Origin of the sequence: Arenimonas sp. (genome assembly GCF_036275555.1) — a bacterium.
Classification (GTDB): Bacteria; Pseudomonadota; Gammaproteobacteria; order Xanthomonadales; family Xanthomonadaceae; genus Arenimonas.
Genome location: NZ_DASUDO010000045.1, coordinates 1 through 18,082 on the forward strand (window position 1 = coordinate 1; position 18,082 = coordinate 18,082).

Annotated in this window: 20 protein-coding genes and 1 tRNA gene; 18 read left to right on the forward strand and 3 right to left on the reverse strand. The window is 69.9% G+C overall.

The window, feature by feature from the left end; translation table 11 throughout:
- The 18 genes from VFV21_RS11805 to VFV21_RS11890 all read left to right on the forward strand — a co-directional run.
- A partial coding sequence (locus VFV21_RS11805; protein ID WP_329669622.1) for an amino acid--tRNA ligase-related protein occupies positions 1-931 on the forward strand: 931 nt, incomplete at its 5' end.
- 3 nt (positions 932-934) lie between these two features.
- The gene (locus tag VFV21_RS11810) at positions 935-1,465 is read left to right on the forward strand and encodes a GNAT family N-acetyltransferase (protein WP_329669623.1); all 531 of its coding nucleotides are present in this window, start codon (positions 935-937) and stop codon (positions 1,463-1,465) included.
- A 32-nt stretch (positions 1,466-1,497) separates the two neighbouring features.
- Positions 1,498-2,127: an alpha/beta hydrolase gene (locus VFV21_RS11815; RefSeq protein ID WP_329669624.1), complete on the forward strand. Its 630-nt coding sequence runs from the start codon at positions 1,498-1,500 to the stop codon at positions 2,125-2,127.
- Between the two features lie 67 nt (positions 2,128-2,194).
- Positions 2,195-2,926 (forward strand): YebC/PmpR family DNA-binding transcriptional regulator, encoded by a 732-nt coding sequence (locus tag VFV21_RS11820; RefSeq protein WP_329669625.1) that lies wholly within the window; start codon positions 2,195-2,197, stop codon positions 2,924-2,926.
- Positions 2,923-3,450, forward strand: coding sequence for a crossover junction endodeoxyribonuclease RuvC (ruvC, locus tag VFV21_RS11825; RefSeq protein WP_329669626.1), 528 nt, complete (start codon positions 2,923-2,925; stop codon positions 3,448-3,450). The genes VFV21_RS11820 and ruvC overlap by 4 nt, the downstream gene beginning before the upstream one ends.
- On the forward strand, positions 3,447-4,046 hold the full coding sequence (gene ruvA / locus VFV21_RS11830; protein ID WP_329669627.1) for a Holliday junction branch migration protein RuvA: 600 nt from the start codon (positions 3,447-3,449) through the stop codon (positions 4,044-4,046). The genes ruvC and ruvA overlap by 4 nt, the downstream gene beginning before the upstream one ends.
- A gap of 26 nt (positions 4,047-4,072) precedes the next feature.
- Positions 4,073-5,962, forward strand: a complete 1,890-nt coding sequence (locus VFV21_RS11835) for a potassium transporter Kup (RefSeq protein ID WP_329669628.1) — start codon at positions 4,073-4,075, stop codon at positions 5,960-5,962.
- A gap of 137 nt (positions 5,963-6,099) precedes the next feature.
- Positions 6,100-7,131 (forward strand): Holliday junction branch migration DNA helicase RuvB, encoded by a 1,032-nt coding sequence (ruvB, locus tag VFV21_RS11840; protein WP_329669629.1) that lies wholly within the window; start codon positions 6,100-6,102, stop codon positions 7,129-7,131.
- The gene (ybgC, locus tag VFV21_RS11845; RefSeq protein WP_329669630.1) at positions 7,128-7,529 is read left to right on the forward strand and encodes a tol-pal system-associated acyl-CoA thioesterase; all 402 of its coding nucleotides are present in this window, start codon (positions 7,128-7,130) and stop codon (positions 7,527-7,529) included. The genes ruvB and ybgC overlap by 4 nt, the downstream gene beginning before the upstream one ends.
- Before the next feature lie 16 nt (positions 7,530-7,545).
- Positions 7,546-8,322 carry a protein TolQ gene (gene tolQ / locus VFV21_RS11850; RefSeq protein ID WP_329669631.1) on the forward strand — a complete coding sequence of 259 codons (777 nt, stop codon included), beginning with the start codon at positions 7,546-7,548 and terminating at the stop codon, positions 8,320-8,322.
- A gap of 45 nt (positions 8,323-8,367) precedes the next feature.
- Positions 8,368-8,808 (forward strand): protein TolR, encoded by a 441-nt coding sequence (tolR, locus tag VFV21_RS11855; RefSeq protein ID WP_034210867.1) that lies wholly within the window; start codon positions 8,368-8,370, stop codon positions 8,806-8,808.
- Positions 8,798-9,757: a protein TolA gene (locus tag VFV21_RS11860; RefSeq protein WP_329669632.1), complete on the forward strand. Its 960-nt coding sequence runs from the start codon at positions 8,798-8,800 to the stop codon at positions 9,755-9,757. The genes tolR and VFV21_RS11860 overlap by 11 nt, the downstream gene beginning before the upstream one ends.
- Complete coding sequence (gene tolB / locus VFV21_RS11865; RefSeq protein ID WP_329669633.1) at positions 9,754-11,064, forward strand: Tol-Pal system beta propeller repeat protein TolB; 1,311 nt, start codon at positions 9,754-9,756, stop codon at positions 11,062-11,064. The genes VFV21_RS11860 and tolB overlap by 4 nt, the downstream gene beginning before the upstream one ends.
- Positions 11,065-11,129: 65 nt before the next feature.
- On the forward strand, positions 11,130-11,633 hold the full coding sequence (gene pal, locus VFV21_RS11870; protein ID WP_329669634.1) for a peptidoglycan-associated lipoprotein Pal: 504 nt from the start codon (positions 11,130-11,132) through the stop codon (positions 11,631-11,633).
- A 3-nt stretch (positions 11,634-11,636) separates the two neighbouring features.
- A complete protein-coding gene (gene ybgF, locus VFV21_RS11875) occupies positions 11,637-12,491 on the forward strand; it encodes a tol-pal system protein YbgF (RefSeq protein ID WP_329669635.1) in 855 nt (284 codons plus the stop codon).
- Positions 12,492-12,516: 25 nt separating this feature from the next.
- The gene (gene queE, locus VFV21_RS11880) at positions 12,517-13,173 is read left to right on the forward strand and encodes a 7-carboxy-7-deazaguanine synthase QueE (protein WP_329669636.1); all 657 of its coding nucleotides are present in this window, start codon (positions 12,517-12,519) and stop codon (positions 13,171-13,173) included.
- Between the two features lie 161 nt (positions 13,174-13,334).
- Positions 13,335-14,018: a 7-cyano-7-deazaguanine synthase QueC gene (gene queC / locus VFV21_RS11885; RefSeq protein WP_329669637.1), complete on the forward strand. Its 684-nt coding sequence runs from the start codon at positions 13,335-13,337 to the stop codon at positions 14,016-14,018.
- Between the two features lie 51 nt (positions 14,019-14,069).
- Positions 14,070-14,142: transfer RNA gene (locus VFV21_RS11890), tRNA-Lys, on the forward strand.
- Between the two features lie 262 nt (positions 14,143-14,404).
- On the opposite strand, the gene VFV21_RS11895 is transcribed toward VFV21_RS11890, so the two are convergent.
- The 3 genes from VFV21_RS11895 to VFV21_RS11905 all read right to left on the reverse strand — a co-directional run bounded on the left by VFV21_RS11895 (position 14,405) and on the right by VFV21_RS11905 (position 18,027).
- Positions 14,405-15,448 (reverse strand): lipid A deacylase LpxR family protein, encoded by a 1,044-nt coding sequence (locus VFV21_RS11895; protein ID WP_329669638.1) that lies wholly within the window; start codon positions 15,446-15,448, stop codon positions 14,405-14,407.
- Between the two features lie 142 nt (positions 15,449-15,590).
- On the reverse strand, positions 15,591-17,411 hold the full coding sequence (gene recQ, locus VFV21_RS11900; protein WP_329669639.1) for a DNA helicase RecQ: 1,821 nt from the start codon (positions 17,409-17,411) through the stop codon (positions 15,591-15,593).
- Positions 17,412-17,511: 100 nt separating this feature from the next.
- On the reverse strand, positions 17,512-18,027 hold the full coding sequence (locus tag VFV21_RS11905) for a Dps family protein (protein WP_414638574.1): 516 nt from the start codon (positions 18,025-18,027) through the stop codon (positions 17,512-17,514).
- Between the last annotated feature and the right edge of the window lie 55 nt (positions 18,028-18,082).

Sequence of the window (18,082 nt, forward strand, 5' to 3'; positions counted from 1 at the left end):
CCGCTACGGCTCGGACAAGCCTGACCTGCGCATCGCGCTGGAACTGGTGGATGTGGCTTCGCTGGTCAAGGGCTGCGAGTTCAAGGTGTTCGCCGAGTGGGCCAACCACGCCGAAGGCCGCGTCGCCGTGCTGCGCTGCCCCGGCGCCGCCGGCTGGTCGCGCAAGCAGATCGACGACATGGGCGCGCACGCCGCCAAGTACGGCGCCAAGGGCCTGGCCTACGCCAAGATCGACGAGGCGGGCGCGGTCAATTCTCCGATCGCCAAGTTCTTCGCCGAAGACGCCTTCGCCGCGCTGCTGGCCGCCACCGGCGCGCAGAAGGGCGACATCGTCTTCTTCGGCGCCGGCGCCTACAACAAGGCCAGCGACTTCATGGGTGCGGTGCGCCTGAAGGCTGGCAAGGACTTCCACCTCGTCTCGAACGACTGGAAGCCGCTGTGGGTCACCGACTTCCCGATGTTCGAATGGGACGCGGACGAGGCGCGCTACGTCGCGCTGCACCACCCGTTCACCGCGCCCGCGATCGACGACATCGCCGAGCTCAAGGCTAACGCGAAGATCGCGGTGTCGCGCGGCTACGACATGGTGCTCAACGGCAACGAGATCGGCGGCGGCTCCATCCGCATCCACCGCAGCGACATGCAGAGCGCGGTGTTCGACCTGCTGGGCATCGGCGCGGAAGAGGCCGAGGCCAAGTTCGGCTTCCTGCTCGACGCGCTGCGCTTCGGCGCACCGCCGCACGGCGGCATCGCCTTCGGCATCGACCGCATCGCCGCGCTGATGGCTGGCACCGAGTCCATCCGCGACGTCATCGCCTTCCCGAAAACCACCACCGCGCAGTGCCTGATGACCGGCGCGCCGTCGCCGGTGCCGGACGCGCAGCTGGCCGAGGTGCACGTCGCCGTCCGCCCCAGGCCCGACAAGGCCTGAGCAATGGCGCTGGCGATCCGTCGCGCCACGCCGGCGGACGCCGCGACGCTGTCGGCGCTCGCCGAGCGCACCTTCGTCGAGGCCTTCGGGCATCTCTATCCGCCCGAGGACCTCGCCGCCTTCCTGCGGGAGTCCTACGCCGTGGATCGCCAGCGGGAGATCCTGGAAGCGCCCGGCTACGCCGTCTGGCTGCTCGAGGACGACGGCGTGGCGGTGGGCCACGCAGCCGCAGGTCCCTGCGGGCTGCCCAATCCCGCGGTGAAGCCCGGCGACGGCGAGCTCAAGCGCCTGTACGTGCTGGCTGCCTACCAGTCCGGAGGCTGGGGCGGGCGGCTGTTCCAAACGGCGATGGACTGGCTGCAGGCCGAGGGCCCGCGCACGGTCTGGATCGGCGTGTGGTCGGAGAACCTCGGGGCGCAGCGTTTCTACGCCCGGCACGGCTTCTCGAAGGTCGGCGAGCACACCTTCCCCGTGGGGCGCGTGGTGGACCTTGAGTTCACCCTGTGCCGCGAAAAGACCGCCGCGCCGGCATAGACTGCCGCCTGCCCGCCGAACGAGCGACGCCCTTGCGCCCACCCTCCGGTCCCCGCGTGATCCTGCTGCACGGCGTCTGGATGCGCGGCTTCACGCTGTGGCCGCTGGCGCAGCGGCTGCGCCAACACGGGTTCCGCGCCGACGTCTTCGACTACGCCAGCCTGTTCCGCGGCCCGGCGCCGTCCGTGGACAAGCTGGCGACGACCCTGCTGGCCGCCGGCGGCGAGCCGGTGCATCTCGTCGGCCACAGCCTCGGTGGCCTGGTCGCGCTGGAAACCGCCGCCAGCTACGCCGGCCTGCCGCCCGGCCGCATCGTCTGCCTGGGCTCGCCGCTGGCCGGCAGCGGCGCCGCCCGCGGCATGGCCCGCAGCCACCTTGGCGCACTGCTGGGTCGCAGCGCCCGCCTGCTCAAGAGCGGCCTGTACGAGCTGCCGCGCGGGCGCGAGGTCGGCGTGGTCGCCGGCTGCAAGGCCGCGGGGCTGGGCAAGGTCTTCGGGCGCTTCGACGGCCCCAACGACGGCACCGTGGCGGTCTGGGAAACCCAGCTGCCGGGCCTGGCCGACCACCGTGTCCTGCCCGCCAGCCACACCGGCATGATCTTCTCGCCGGAAGTGGCGGCGCTGGCCGCCGGCTTCCTCCGGGACGGCCGTTTCCCCGTCTGAGCGCAGGGCGCCGGCCCTATAATCACCGCATCGCAAATCACCGTTCGTCAGGCAGGGGTTGGGTTCCATGGGCAGATTGATGGCCATCGAAGGGCGCAAGAACGCCCAGGACGCCAAGCGCGGCAAGGTCTTCACCAAGATCATCCGCGAGATTTCCACCGCCGCGCGCCTCGGCGGCGGCGACCCGAAGGGCAACCCGCGCCTGCGCGTCGCCGTCGACAAGGGCCTGGGCGTGAACATGTCGCGCGACGTGATCGAGCGCGCCATCAAGAAGGCCACCGGCGAGCTCGAGGGCGTCAGCTACGAGGAAATCCGCTACGAGGGCTACGCGCCCGGCGGCGTCGCCGTCATCGTCGACTGCCTCACCGACAACAAGGTGCGCACCGTCGCCGACGTGCGGCACGCGTTCAACAAGTGCGGTGGCAACCTCGGCACCGACGGCTCGGTCGCCTTCATGTTCAAGAAGGTGGGCGTGCTCAGCTTCGGCCCCGGCAGCAGCGAGGACGCACTCACGGAGGCCGCGATCGAGGCCGGCGCCGACGACGTGCAGGCCTTCCCCGAGGACGGCCTGGTCGAGGTGCTGTGCGCGCCGGAGTCGTTCGAGGCGGTGAAGTTGGCGATGGCCGCGGCCGGCTTCACGCCGCTCGAGGCCGAGGTGACGATGCGCGCCGACAACGACATCGCGGTCACCGGCGACACCGCGCTGCAGGTCAAGAAGATGCTCGACATGCTCGAGGACCTCGACGACGTGCAGAACGTTTATTCCAACGCCGACTTGGGCGACGTCGCCTACACGTGATCCGCATCCTCGGCATCGACCCGGGCTCGCAGCGCACCGGCGTTGGCATCATCGACGTCGACGCCGCGGGCAAGTGTGCCTACGTGCACTGCCAAGCCCTGAACCTGCTGGTGGACACCGAGGATTTCCCGGCGCGGCTGGGCAAACTCGTGTTCGAACTCGAGGAAGTGCTGGAGACCTGGCAGCCCACGGTCGTCGCCATCGAGTCGGTGTTCATGGACAAGTCGGCCACTTCGGCACTGAAGCTCGGCCATGCCCGCGGCGCCGCCATCGCCACCGTGGTGCGCCGCGGCCTGTCGGTGAGCGAGTACGCGCCGCGCCTGATCAAGCAGTCCCTGGTGGGCAGCGGCGCCGCCGACAAGACCCAGGTGCAGCACATGGTCCGCCTGCTGCTGAACCTCGGCGACAGGAAGCTTCAGGCCGACGCCGCCGATGCGCTGGCGGTCGCGCTCACCCACGCCCACACCAGCGCCACCGCCGGCCGCACCGGCCTGGCCAGTGCCTTGCTCCGGAGACGCAGATGATCGGCCGCCTGAAGGGTTTGCTCGTGTACAAGGCGCCGCCGGCGCTGATGGTGGACGTGGGCGGCGTGGGCTACGAGCTCTCGGCGCCGATGAGCACGTTCTACGACCTGCCCGAGGTGGGCCGCGAGGTCACGCTGTTCACCCACTACGCGGTGAAGGAGGACGGCGTGGCGCTGTTCGGCTTCCTCACCGAGGCCGAGCGCCGGCTGTTCCGCGAAGTGCAGAAGGTGACCGGCGTGGGCGCCAAGATCGCGCTGGCGGTGCTGTCCGGCGCCAGCGTGGATGATTTCGCGCGGCTGGTGCAGGCCGGCGACATCACCGCGCTGTGCCGCATCCCCGGCATCGGCAAGAAGACCGCCGAGCGCATGGTGGTCGAGCTGCGCGACCGCGCCGCCGATTTCGCCGGTGGCGGCGTCGCCGTCATCACCGGCAAGGGCGGCGCGGTGCCGGCCGACCCGGTCACCGAGGCCAGCGTCGCGCTCACCCAGCTCGGCTACAAGCCGGCCGAGGTGCAGCGCATGCTCAAGCAGGCCGAACCCGGCGACAGCGCCGAAGGCATCATCCGGAAAGCGCTCAAGTCCGTGCTGCGCGGCTGACCCCCACCCAACGCCACACCTCGACCATGACTACACCTGCTCACGACGGCGCCGCGGCGCCGCGCACCTGGCCGTTGGTGATCGGCGCCGTCGGCGTCGTCTTCGGCGACATCGGCACCAGTCCGCTGTACACCCTGAAGGAGGCCTTCGGGCCGCACTATGGCATCGACGCGGTGCCCGCCAACGTGCTGGGCGTGCTGTCGCTGATCCTGTGGTCGCTGGTGCTGGTGGTTACGCTCAAGTACGTCGCGATCCTGATGCGCGCCGACAACCGCGGCGAAGGCGGCATCCTGGCGCTGACGGCGCTCGTCCAGCGCAGCCTGCCGGTTGCCGCGCCGCTCGCCTACACGGTGGGCATCCTCGGCGTGTTCGGCACCGCGCTGTTCTTCGGCGATGGCATCATCACGCCGGCGATTTCCGTGCTCTCGGCGGTCGAGGGCCTCGAGGTGGCGGCGCCGGAGCTCAAGCGGTTCGTGCTGCCGATCACGCTGGTGGTGCTGGTCGCGCTGTTCTCGATGCAGAAGCACGGCACCGAGCGGGTGGGCCGGATCTTCGGTCCGATCACCTGCCTGTGGTTCTTCGTGCTGGCGGTGCTGGGCATCGTCGAGATCGCGCAGCACCCGGCCGTGCTGGCCGCGCTCAACCCCGTGTGGGCGGTGCGGTTCTTCGCCGAGCACGGCGTGGTGGCCTGGCTTGCGCTTGGCGCGATCGTGCTGGCCGTCACCGGCGGCGAGGCCCTGTACGCGGACATGGGCCACTTCGGGCGATTCCCGATACGCGCGGCCTGGCTGGGCCTGGTGATGCCCTCGCTGGTGCTGAATTACTTCGGCCAGGGCGCCTTCATCCTTTCCCACCCGGGGCGGGTGCAGAACCCCTTCTACGAGCTGGTGCCCGGCTGGGCGCTGTTCCCGATGATCCTGCTGGCGACGCTGGCCACGGTGATCGCGTCGCAGGCCCTGATCTCGGGCACGTTCTCGGTGGTGCGGCAGGCGATCCAGCTGGGCTACCTGCCGCGCATGCAGATCGTGCACACCTCGGCCCACAGCGAGGGGCAGATCTACCTGCCCTGGGTGAACCGGGCGATGCTGCTGGCCGTGATCGCCGTGGTCCTGTACTTCGGCAGCTCGAGCAAGCTGGCCATCGCCTACGGCGTTTCCGTCACCGGGACGATGTTCATCAGCACGCTGCTGCTGCTGATCCTGGCCAAGGTGCGTTGGCGGCTGCCGGGTTGGCAGGTGTGGCCGCTGGCGCTGATGTTCCTGGCGATCGAGGCGGCGTTCTTCTCGGCGAACGCGATCAAGTTCGTCGAGGGCGCCTGGTTCCCGCTGGCGCTGGGCGTGCTGGCCTTCGCGCTGATGCGCAGCTGGCGCCGCGGCCGCGAGCTGGTGCAGGCGCAGGTGAAGAAGGACAGCCTGCGCATCGAGACCTTCGTCAACAGCCTGGTCGCGCATCCGCCGCTGCGGGTGCCCGGGACGGCGGTGTTCCTGACCCCGTCGAACCAGTTCATGCCGCCGGCGATGCTCCACAACCTCAAGCACAACAAGGTGCTGCACGAGCGGAACGTACTGCTCAGCGTGGAGATCCTTGGCGTGCCCCGGGCCGACGAGGCCGAGCGGGTGGTGTACCTGGACCTGGGTCACGGGTTCGCGCGCCTGACCCTGCGCTTCGGCTACCTCGAGGACCCGAACGTGCCGCGCGCGCTCAAGCAGTGGCGCATCCCAGGTCCGGCCTTCGAGATGATGGAAACCACCTACTTCGCAAGCCGCGAAACCCTGGTCGCCGAGCCGGGGGAGGGCATGGCGCTCTGGCGCGACAAGCTGTTCCTCTTCATGTCCCGGAACGCGACGCCGGCGACGGAGTTCTTCCATATTCCCGGGAACCGGCTGGTGGAGCTGGGGACGCAGGTGGCCATCTGAAAGCAGGAGTTAGTGATTAGGAGTTAGGAGTTAGTAAGAGCCAGGAGCGATTCCACTAACTCCTAACTCCTAATCACTAACTCCTGGTTCCCGGCCGCAGGGGCCGCGCGCCGCCGGAACTGCCATAATCCCCCCCCATGGAAGACACCCGCGTCATCGCCCCCACCGCCACCCGCGAGGACGACCTGGCCGAGGCGAGCATCCGGCCCAAGCGCCTGGACGACTACCTGGGCCAGCAGCCGGTGCGCGAGCAGCTCAAGATCGCGATCGAGGCCGCCAAGGGGCGCGGCGAGGCGATGGACCACGTGCTGATCTTCGGACCGCCGGGCCTGGGCAAGACCACGCTCAGCCACGTCATCGCCAACGAGCTGGGCGTGAACCTGCGCACCACGTCGGGCCCGGTGATCGAGCGCGCCGGCGACCTGGCCGCGCTGCTGACCAACCTGCAGCCGCACGACGTGCTGTTCGTGGACGAGATCCACCGCCTCTCGCCCGTGGTCGAGGAGGTGCTGTATCCGGCGATGGAGGACTACCAGATCGACATCATGATCGGCGAAGGCCCCGCCGCCCGTTCGATCAAGCTCGACCTGCCGCCCTTCACCCTGATCGGCGCCACCACCCGCGCCGGCCTGCTGACCGCGCCGCTGCGCGACCGCTTCGGCATCGTCCAGCGGCTGGAGTTCTACAGCGCCGAGGAGCTGACCCGCATCGTCCGGCGGTCGGCCAGCATCCTGGGCATCGAGTGCGCCCCGGACGGCGCCGGCGAGATCGCCCGCCGCGCCCGCGGCACGCCCCGCATCGCCAACCGCCTGCTGCGCCGCGTGCGCGACTTCGCCCAGGTGCGCGCCGGCGGCACCATCACCCGTCCGGTGGCCGACGAGGCCCTGGCCATGCTGAAGGTGGACGCCGAGGGCTTCGACACCCTCGACCGCCGCATGCTGGGCATGATCATCGAGAACTTCGACGGCGGCCCGGTCGGCGTCGAGTCCCTGGCCGCGGCCCTGAGCGAGGAGCGCGGCACCCTCGAGGACGTGATCGAGCCCTACCTGATCCAGCAGGGCTACCTGGTCCGCACCGCCCGCGGCCGCATGGTGACCCACCGGGCCTACACCCACCTGGGCCTCAAACCCCCGCGCAAGGCCGTCCCGCCCGACCTGTTCGAGCCATGAGCGCGGCGCCGTTCAGCTTCCCGATAAGGGTTTATTGGGAGGATACCGACGCCGGCGGGGTGGTTTACCACGCCAGCTACGTGCGGTTCCTCGAACGCGCCCGGACCGAATGGCTCCGGGCGATGGGCATCGGGCAGCAGGGCCTGCGCGAAAGCGACGACCTGGTGCTGGTGGTCCGCGCGATGCAGCTCGATTTCCACCAACCCGCCCGGCTCGACGACGAACTGCTTGCCAGCGTCGTCGTCACCGAGCGGCGCCACGCCAGCCTGTTGATCGGGCAGGTGATTACCCGGGGCGACCAGGTCCTGGTCCGCGCGACTGTCCGCGTGGCCTGTCTGGTGGCTTCCAGTTTCCGCCCGCGCGCCCTGCCCGAATGGCTGGCCGCGGATTCCACGTAACCCGGAGCACGACAAGATGCCTCACCCGAACGCCCTGATCCTCGCCGCCGCCCCGGTGACCGAGCTCCCGACCGAGGCGTTGCCCGCCGCGACGGACGCGGCCGCGGCCGCCGGCGGCTCCGGCATCAACTACCTCGAGCTGATGCTGCACGCCAGCTGGCCGGTGCAGCTGATCGTGCTGCTGCTGGTGCTGGGCTCGGTGCTGAGCTGGGTGATCATCTTCCGCAAGAACCGCGTGTTCGCCCGCGCCGCCGACGACGCGGACGAGTTCGAGACCCGCTTCTGGTCCGGCGTCGACCTGACCCAGCTCTACCGCTCGGCCACCGACCGCAACCGCGTGGTCTCGGGCCTGGAGGCCATCTTCGAGGCCGGCTTCCGCGAGTACGCCCGCCTGCGCCAGAAGAAGGGCCTCGATTCGCGCACCCAGCTCGAAGGCGCCCAGCGCGCCATGCGCGCCACCTACGCCCGCGAGGTCGACCGCCTCGAGCACAACCTCGAGCTGCTCGCCAACATCGGTTCCACCGCGCCCTACGTCGGCCTGGTCGGCACCGTGTTCGGCATCATGGTGACCATGCACGGCCTGTCCACGCAGCAGAGCGCGTCCATCGCCGCCGTGGCCCCGGGCATCTCCGAGGCCCTGTTCGCCACCGCCATCGGCCTGTTCGTGGCGATCCCGGCGGTCTGGGCCTACAACCGTTTCGCCACCAAGGTCGAGCGCATCTCGGTGCGCTATGAAAGCTTCTCCGAGGAATTCTCCTCGATCCTGCAGCGCCAGTCCCACGTCGAGGAATAAGCGGGCAACCCCGTTTCCCCCGACCATACGTTGAGAGCTGTCGCCATGTCCGCCACCATCACCCGCCACCGCAAGCGCCGCAAGCTCAAGGCCGACATCAACGTCGTGCCCTACATCGACGTGATGCTGGTGCTGCTGATCATCTTCATGGTCACCGCGCCGCTGCTCAGCCTCGGCGTGGACGTCGAGCTGCCGCAGGCCCGCGCCAAGCCGATCGAGCAGCAGAAGGAGCCGGTGATCGTCTCGGTCACGGCCGAGGGTGCCTACGCGCTCAAGCTCGAGGGTGGCGCCAACGAGCCGATCGACGCCACCGAGCTGCAGGCCAAGGTCGCGGCCTTCGTGCGCGCCAACCCGGAGGTGCCGGTGTTCGTCGCCGGCGCCCGCGACGCCGATTACTCCACCGTCTTCGACACCATGGTGCTGCTGCAGCAGGCCGGCGTGCCGCGCGTGGGCCTGATGGGGCAGCCGCCGGAAAATGCACGCTGATACCGCCCGCCCCGGGGACGTGCAGGACGACATCGCGGCGCCGGTCGCGATGGCCATTGCCCTGCACGTCGGCCTGCTGGTGCTGCTGCTGGTTGCCGGCTGGTGGCAGCCCGCGCCGCAGGTGATTTCGGTCGCCGGCCCGGTGGTCGAGGCCTCGCTGGTCGTTTCTCCGTCCGACGTGGTCGCCGCCGAGCGCAGCGCCGCCGAGGCGCCCAAGCCCGAGCCCACGCCGCCGCCCCCGGTGGAGGCCGCGCCGCCGCCGCAGCCGCTGCCCGCGCCGCAGCCCCAGGACGCGCCCGACGAGGCCCAGGCGGTGCCGCAGGAGCGCGTGCCCGAACCCTCGCCGGTCGAACAGGACGCGGTCGCCAGGCTGGCGCTGGAGCAGGAGCAGGCCAAGGAGCGCGAGGAGCAGGAAGCCAAGCGCCGCCAGGAACAGATCGACCTGACCGAGCGCGAGCGCAAGCAGGAGGAGGCCGAGCGCCGCCAGCGCCTGCGCGAGCAGCAGCTGGCCCAGCTGGCCGAGATCCGCCGCGAGCGCGAGGAGGCCGAGCGCCGCACCAAGATGGAAGAGCAGCGCCTGCGCCAGCTCGCCGACCGGGAGGCCGCCCCCGCGCCCAGCCCGGCCCCGGCCCAGCCCGCCGGCGGCAACAACGGCGTCGACACCGACCTGGCCGCGCGCTATGCCCTGGCCATGCTGCAGACCGCCGAAATGAACTGGAACCGCTCGCTGGCCCCGGAAAGCACGCCCTGCAAGGTGCGCTTCACCCAGATCCCGGGCGGCGAAGTGATCGACATCAGCTTCCTGTCCTGCCCCTTCGACGGCCAGGCGCGGGAGTCTGTGGAGCGCGCCCTGCGCCGCTCGCCGATGCCCTACGCCGGCTTCGAACCCGTGTTCCAACGCCAGATCGACCTGACTTTCTGCTACCCCCAAGAGGCCTGCCCACGATGAGACGCTTACTGACCTTCCTGGCGTTCGCGCTGCTGCTGCCCTTCGGTTCCGCCCAGGCCCAGGGCCTGGACATCGGCATGGTGCAGGGCCGCGACGGCGCCCTGCCGATCACCATCGTGCCGATGCCCTACCTCGGCACCAGCGTGGCGCCCGACACCGACATCGCCGCGGTGATCCGCGCCGACCTCAACCGCTCCGGCCAGTTCAACGCGCTGTCCGAGCAGGACGTGATCGAGAAGCCGATCCGCGGCAGCGAGATCAAGTTCCCGACCTGGCGCGTGCTCAAGCAGGACTTCATCGTGGTCGGCCGGGTGCTGGACAACGCCGACGGCGGCTACCGGGTCGAGTACGAGCTGTACGACGTGGCCAAGCAGGAGCGCATGCTCGGCCTGGCCGTCGGCGGCCGCGCCCGCGGCATGCGCGACGTGGCGCACCAGATCGCCGACCAGGTGTACGAGAAGATCCTGGGCGTCCGCGGCGCCTTCTGGACCCGCATCGCCTACGTCACCGCCAACGGCCTGGGCGGCAACACCCAGTACGCCCTGATGGTCGCCGACTCGGACGGCTTCAACCCGCAGACGGTCGTGAAGTCGCGCGAGCCGCTGCTGTCCCCGGCCTGGAGCCCGGACGGCCGCAAGCTGGCCTACGTCAGCTTCGAGCGGGGCAATTCGACCATCTACGTGCAGGAAATCACCACCGGCGCCCGTGAGGTCCTGGCCAGTTTCAAGGGCATCAACGGCGCCCCGTCCTTCTCCCCGGACGGCCGCCGCCTGGCCCTGACCCTGTCCCGGACCGGCAACCCCGAGATCTACGTGATGGACCTGGCCACCAAGCAGGTGACCCAGGTGACCCGCCACTACGGCATCGACACCGAGGCGGTCTGGTCGGCCGACGGCCAGTCCCTCGTCTTCACCTCGGACCGGGCCGGCAAGCCCCAGCTCTACCAGGTGCCCGCCTCGGGCGGTGACGCGACCCGGGTCAGCTTCCAGGGTGATTCCAACGCAAAGGCCAGTATTTCCTTTGACGGCAAGAAGATAGCTATGGCGCAGGGCAGCGGAAACGTTTATCGTATTGCCGTTCTTGACCGCAGTTTTGGCGGGGCAGGGCGTTGGCAGACGCTGTCGCCGGGCAACCTCGACGAGTCGCCCAGCTTCGCCCCGAATGCCAGCATGCTGCTTTATGCAACCAAGGAAGGTAGGCGCGGAGTGCTGTTCGCAGTGTCTGCGGATGGCAGCGTGCGACAGCGTTTGGTGTTGGCCGATGGTGACGTCCGGGAGCCCGCCTGGTCACCGTTCAGGCAGAGATAAGCAAGGACGGGCCGAAAATAACCACAGCTACAACCCCTGCATCCGAATAATAAGAGGCTTCCCCAATGAACATGACCACCCGCGTGCTGCTCGCCGCTTCGATCACCGTCGCCCTGGCCGCCTGCACCAAGAAGACCAAGCCGGTTGAAGAAGCCGTCACCGAGACCCCGGCCGTGACCCAGCCGGCCTCCGACGGCCGCTACACCCCGGCTGACCTCGACACCGACTCCTGCCTGCGCCAGCGCACCGTGTACTTCGACTTCGACCAGGACACCCTGCGTCCGGAGTTCCAGGCCATCATGGCCTGCCACGCCAAGTACCTGAACGACCGTCCGGAGTCGCGCATCACCCTCGAGGGCAATGCCGACGAGCGCGGTACCCGTGAGTACAACCTGGGCCTCGGCGAGCGCCGCGGCAACGCCGTCTCCGGCGCCCTGCAGGGTGCGGGTGGTTCGGCCGGCCAGCTCACCGTCGTGTCCTACGGCGAAGAGCGTCCGACCTGCGGCGAGTCCAGCGAGACCTGCTGGCAGCAGAACCGTCGCGTCGAAATCGTCTACACCGCCAAGTAAGCGATGGGACGCCAGCGCATCCTTTGCGTTGTGACCGTGGTGGCGGCCCTCGTGGCCGCCACCCCGGCCGCTGCCCAGCGACTGAGCCTGGGCGAGCGCGTCACGCTGCTCGAGAACAAGGCCAACACCGAGAACCAGGCGGCGGTGCAGGGCAACATCGAAGCCCAGAACCGCATCGTCCAGCTGCAGTCCGAAGTGCAGTCGCTGCGCAACCAGATCGAGACGCTGCAGAACGAGATCGAGCAGCTCAAGCAGACCAACCGCCAGCAGTACCTCGACCTCGACGGCCGCCTCGCCCGCCTCGAAGGCGGTGTCGCCCCGGCCAACCCCGCGTCACCCCAGAATCCTGCCGCCGCGCCCGCCGCGCCCGCCGCACCGGCCGCACCGGCCGCCAATACCGCGAACGCGCCGGCCTCCGCCGGCCAGGCCCCGGCCGCTGATGCCGCCGCCCCGGCCGCCGCCGACCCCGCCGCCGAGGAAGCCGCCTACCAGGCCGCCCTCGATGCCCTGGTCGAGCGCTTCGAGGCCGATGAATCCGCGCGCCTGTTCCAGGGCTTCCTGCGCGACTATCCCAGCAGCGCCCTGGTGCCCAACGCCTACTACTGGCTGGGCGAGAGCTACTACGTCACCCAGAACTACGAGCTCGCGCTGGAAGCGTTCCAGACGCTGCTGTCGCAGCACGCCGGTTCGCGCAAGGAAGGCGACGCCCTGCTGAAGCTGGGCTACTGCCAGATCGCCCTGGGCCAGCGCGCCGCGGGCGAAGAGTCGCTGCGCCAGGTGTCCGCGCGCTTCGCCGGCACCGACGCCGCGGGCAAGGCCGAAAGCCGCCTGCGCACGCTCGCCCTCGAATCCCGCTGATCCCGGCCCCGCGCCGGCCCCCGCCATGGACACCCCGGCCGCCGAGCGCCTGCGCCTGACCGAAATCTTCCTGTCCGTGCAGGGCGAGGCCCGCGCCGTGGGCTGGCCGACCGTGTTCGTGCGCCTCACCGGCTGCCCGCTGCGCTGCCAGTACTGCGACACCGCCTATGCGTTCCACGGCGGCGAGTGGTGGGAGATCGAAACCATCCTGGCCGAGGTCGCCCGCCACGGCGTCCGCCATGTCTGCGTCACCGGCGGCGAGCCGCTGGCGCAGAAGCGCTGCCTGAAGCTGCTCGAGGCCCTGTGCGACGCCGGCTACGAGGTTTCGCTAGAGACCTCGGGCGCGCTCGACATCGCCGGCGTGGACCCGCGCGTAAGCCGCGTGGTCGACCTCAAGACGCCCGGCTCCAAGGAAATGCACCGCAACCTGCTGTCGAACCTGCCGCTGCTCACCGCGCACGACCAGGTCAAGTTCGTCATCTGCGACCGCGCCGACTACGACTGGGCCCGCGCGATGGTCTCCGAGCACGCCATCGCCGAACGCTGCGACGTGCTGTTCTCGCCCAGCCAGTCCGAACTCGCCCCGCGCGACCTCGCCGACTGGATCATCGCCGACCGCCTCCCCGTCCGTTTCCAGCTCCAGCTCCACAAGGTCCTCTGGGGCGACATGCCGGGCAAATAGTTTTTCAGACGCGGATTGACGCGGATGAACGCGGATAGAGCAAGATCGAACGAAAGGTGTGGGGTTCTCCGCGGGTTTGATCGGTCTTCTTCCTCCCTTGGTTTTGCGTTATCCGCGTCCATCCGCGTTAATCCGCGTCCAAAACCGCTTTTGGTAACCCCATGACAGAACAGCAGCGCAAGGCAGTGGTATTGGTTTCCGGCGGGATGGACTCGGCGGTCGTGCTGGCGATGGCGCGTGAGCAAGGCTTCCGGTGCCATGCGCTCAGCGTGTCCTACGGGCAGCGGCATACCTCCGAGCTGGCCGCTGCCGCCGCGCTCGCGGCGCTGCACGGCGCCGAGCACAAGGTGGTGACGGTGGACCTGCGCAGCATCGGCGGCTCGGCGCTCACGGCCGACATCGCCGTGCCGGAAACCGCGGCCGCCGGCATCCCCGTCACCTACGTGCCGGCGCGCAACACCATCATGCTGTCGATCGCGCTGGGCTGGGCCGAGGTGCTGGGCGCCGACGACCTGTTCTGCGGCGTGAACGCGGTGGATTACTCGGGATACCCCGATTGCCGGCCCGAGTTCATCGCCGCCTTCGAGCGCCTGGCCAACCTGGCCACCAAGGCCGGCGTCGAGGGCAACGCGCTGCGCGTGCACGCGCCGCTGATGCGGATGTCGAAGGCCGATATCGCGCGCGAGGGCGCCCGCCTGGGCGTGGATTTCTCGGCGACGGTGTCGTGCTACCAGGCCGACGCCGACGGCCGCGCCTGCGGCCGCTGCGACGCCTGCCGCCTGCGCGCCGAGGGCTTCGCCGCCGCCGGCCTGCCGGACCCCACGCGCTACGCCTCGCGCGAATGATGGGTTAGAATCTCCGCCCCGAGCGCCGGCAAGCCGCGCCCGGGCTTCGATGGGCCGTTAGCTCAGTTGGTAGAGCAGAAGACTTTTAATCTTTTGGTCGATGGTTCGAATCCATCACGGCCCATGTTCCTCAAATGCAGTCGCATTTGAGGAACCCCACGATCCTCACGCGCTGCGCGCGCTCGTATCGCGGGCCCCGATGCTCGCTCCCAATCCCCCGCGCCTGTCGGCGCGCCCCCCTTACCAAGGGGGGGCTTGGCGATGCAGGCATTTCTGGCGCTGCCCATGAAATAGGGGTCAGAGTAATTATTCGTTTGAAACGGATAATTACTCTGACCCCTTTTTTCCGTTTGCGGAGGCGTTGGTGGGGTGGTGGCGTGTTTGCTTCAGAAGGCGCGTGAGAAGGTGAGGGTGCCGAAGGCGGGGAGTTCATGCTGGCCTTCGAATTCGCGGGTACGGCGGACGTGGGTGGCGGTGAATTTCCAGGGGCCGCGGGTGATGGCGACGCCGAGGACGAGGTCGGCGACGGCGTCCTTCGGCTCGACCGAGTGGCTGTCCTTCGAGGTGTTGCCGTCGAAGAGGATGTCGTTGCCGACCCAGCGGCCGTCGAGGGCGATGAAGCCGTGCCAGCGGATGGCGTCGATGCTCTCGTCGCGGGTGCCGGGCGCGCTGTTGTCGCCACCGAGGCGCAGCGGGTTCGAGCCGAAGTCGTCGGGCAGGTGCTTGCCGAAGCGCAGCTCGGCGCCGGCGTTGGCGTAGGAGGCGAGGTTGCCGACGGCGCCGCCGGCATGGCCGATGGCGTCCCAGCGCCAGCCGCCCTCGGTGGTGGCGAACTCGCGGCGCCAGGCGCGCTCGTGCGCCAGCTGAACCACCACCTCGTCGCGCAGCTGGTTGTCCCAGCCCTTGAAGCGCGGGCGGCCGAACCACTGGTGCAGCGAGTCCTGGCCCATCTCCGCCTGCGCCGAGGGGCCGACCATGCCCAGGCGCAGCTGTGTGCTGCCAAGCCGGTTGCCCGTGCGCGCGTTCAGCGCGACGGACAGCGTGGCAACGCCGGCGTAGGGGCGGTCGTCCAGGATCACGTCGCTGCGGGTGCCGTCGGTGGGCGTGTAGGTGCCGTGCTGGAAGCCGAGCACGACGTTGTTCTGCTCGCCCTCGGGCACCAGCCAGCCGAGGGTGCGGGCGGCGACACGCACCGGCGCGGCCAGGCAGTCAGCGTCGAAGCGTTCGACGTTGGGCGAGACGTAGGCGACCACGAGGCCGTTGGTGTAGCCCTGGTCCTGGCCTTCGCGGCCGTAGAGGTCGTTGTCCGAGCGCAGCAGCCAGGTGGCGCGGTCCTCGCCGTTGTCGGCGGGGGCGGGGCAGGCGGCCTGGGCCAAGGCGGGGGCGAGCAGGAGGGCAGTGGCGGCGAGCGCCGGGAGGCGGAGGGTCATGGAGCCTGGCTTTTTTTGGGGACGCGCCATGTTACCGGGCCGGGGGCGCCGGTGATGGACGGCGGGTGAATGCGCAGCCTTGCGTCTTCACGCGCGTCGCGTACCTTGCGCGCGCAGGGCGCGAGCCGATGCCCGGCGAGCCTCAGGCGGTCTCGGCGTCCCGCAGCGCTGCCAGCACCTGCTCGCCGTAGCGCTCGAGCTTGGCCGCACCGACGCCGCTGACCTGGCCCAGGGCGTCGAGCGTGCCGGGACGGCGCTCGGCGATGGCGCGCAGGGTGGCGTCGTGGAAGATCACGTAGGCCGGCACCGACTGCTCGCGCGCCAGCTCGGCGCGCAGCTGGCGCAGGGCCTCGAACACCGGCTGGTCGGCGGCGTCCAGCGACACCGGCGCCGGCGCGCCGCCGCCGCGCCCCGTGCGGGCACCCTTCTCGCGCCGGCGCACCGACTCTTCGCGCAGGTGCACCGATTGCCCGCCCTTGAGCACGGGGCGGCTGGCGTCGGTCAGGCGCAGGCTGCCGTGGCCTTCGACGTCCACTTCCAGCAGGCCCATCGCCACCAGCTGGCGGAACACGCCCTTCCACTGCCGTGCGTCGAGCTCGGTGCCGATGCCGTAGGTGCTGAGCTGGTCGTGGCCGAGCTGGCGGATGCGCTCGTTGTCCGCGCCGGTGAGCACGTCGACCAGGTGGGTGACGCCGAAGCGCTGGCCGGTGCGGTAGACGCAGGACATCGCCTTTTGCGCGGCGACGGTGGCGTCCCAGGTGCGCGGCGGCTCGAGGCAGTTGTCGCAGTTGCCGCAGGCGCGCGGGTAGTCCTCGCCGAAGGCGGCCAGCAGCGTCTGGCGGCGGCAGCGGGTGGATTCGCAGTAGCCCAGCAGCACGTCGAGCTTGCGGCGCTCGAGCCAGCGGCGCTCCTCGCCGGCCTCGGAGTTCTCGATCATCTGCCGCAGCATCACCATGTCGCCCAGGCCGTAGCAGAGCCAGGCCTCGGCGGGCTCGCCGTCGCGGCCGGCGCGGCCGGTTTCCTGGTAGTAGCCCTCGAGCGACTTGGGCAGGTCGAGGTGGGCGACGAAGCGCACGTCGGGTTTGTCGATGCCCATGCCGAAGGCGATGGTGGCGCACATCACCACGCCGTCCTCGCGCAGGAAGCGGCGCTGGTTGGCGGCGCGCACGCCGGCGTCGAGGCCGGCGTGGTAGGGCAGGGCGGTGAGGCCCTGCGCGGCCAGGAACTCCGCGGTTTCCTCGACCTTGCGCCGGGACAGGCAATACACGATGCCGGCGTCGCCGCGGTGCGCGGCCAGGAAATCGAGCAGCTGGCGCCGGGCGTTGTCCTTGAGCTGCACCCGGTAGCGGATGTTGGGCCGGTCGAAGGAGGTGATGAACTGGCGCGCCTCGTCCAGGCCCAGCCGCTCGGCGATCTCGCGCCGGGTGGGTGCGTCGGCGGTGGCGGTGAGGGCGATGCGCGGCACCTGCGGCCAGCGCTCGTGCAGCAGGTTGAGCTCGCGGTACTCGGGGCGGAAATCGTGGCCCCACTGCGAGACGCAGTGCGCTTCGTCGATCGCGAACAGCGCGATGTGCGTGCGTTCCAGCAGGCGCAGGAAGCGGTCGGTGAGCAGGCGCTCGGGCGCGACGTAGAGCAGGTCGAGGTCGCCGGCCAGCAGGCGCGCCTCGACCGCCGCGGCCGCCTCGCCCGTCAGCGAGGAGTTGAGGTAGGCGGCGCGCACGCCGAGCTGCTCCAGCGCTTCCACCTGGTCCTGCATCAGCGCGATCAGTGGCGAGACGACGATGCCGGTGCCCTCGCGCAGCAAGGCCGGCACCTGGTAGCACAGGGACTTGCCGGCGCCGGTGGGCATCAGCACCAGGCAGTCGTTGCCGGCGACCAGGTGTTCGACCACGGCGGCCTGTTCGCCGCGGAAGTCGGCGTAGCCGAACACGCGGCGGAGCAATTCTCGGGCAGGGGTCGTCATGGCCACAGTTTACCGGGGGCAGGGCCCGCGGCGGGCTCGGGGATGGGCGTGCAGCGGTGTCGGAAGGCCGCCCGGGCCGAGGCCCGGGCCGCCGCGGGGCTTACTGCAGCAGCGAGCGCAGCATCCAGGCGTACTTCTCGTGGATCTGCAGGCGCTGGGTCAGCAGGTCCTCGGTCGGGTTGTCATCGGCATCGTCGGCGATGTCGAGCACCTTGCGGGCAGTGCGGCAGACCGCCTCGTTGCCCGCGACCAGCTGGCGGACCATTTCCTGCCACTCGGGGGCGTCGGGCACGCCGGGCTCTTCCTTGATGCTGGCGAGCTTGATGAACTGGGCGTACGACCCCGGCGCGTTGAAGCCCAGCGCACGGATCCGCTCGGCGATCTCGTCCAGCGCGGTCCACTGCTCGGTGTACTGGGCCATGAACATCGCGTGCAGCGAGTTGAACATCGGGCCCGTCACGTTCCAGTGGAAGTTGTGGGTCTTGAGGTAGAGCGTGTAGCTGTCGGCTAGGAAGCGCGACAGGCCGTCGGCGATCTTCCTGCGGTCCTTCTCGCTGATGCCGATGTCGATCTTGGGGGCACCAGCCGGGGCGGCGACGGTCTTCTTGGAAGCCATGGCGTTGCTCCTTGCTTGGGGACGCCGCGATGATACGCCGCAGCGCATTTAGCGG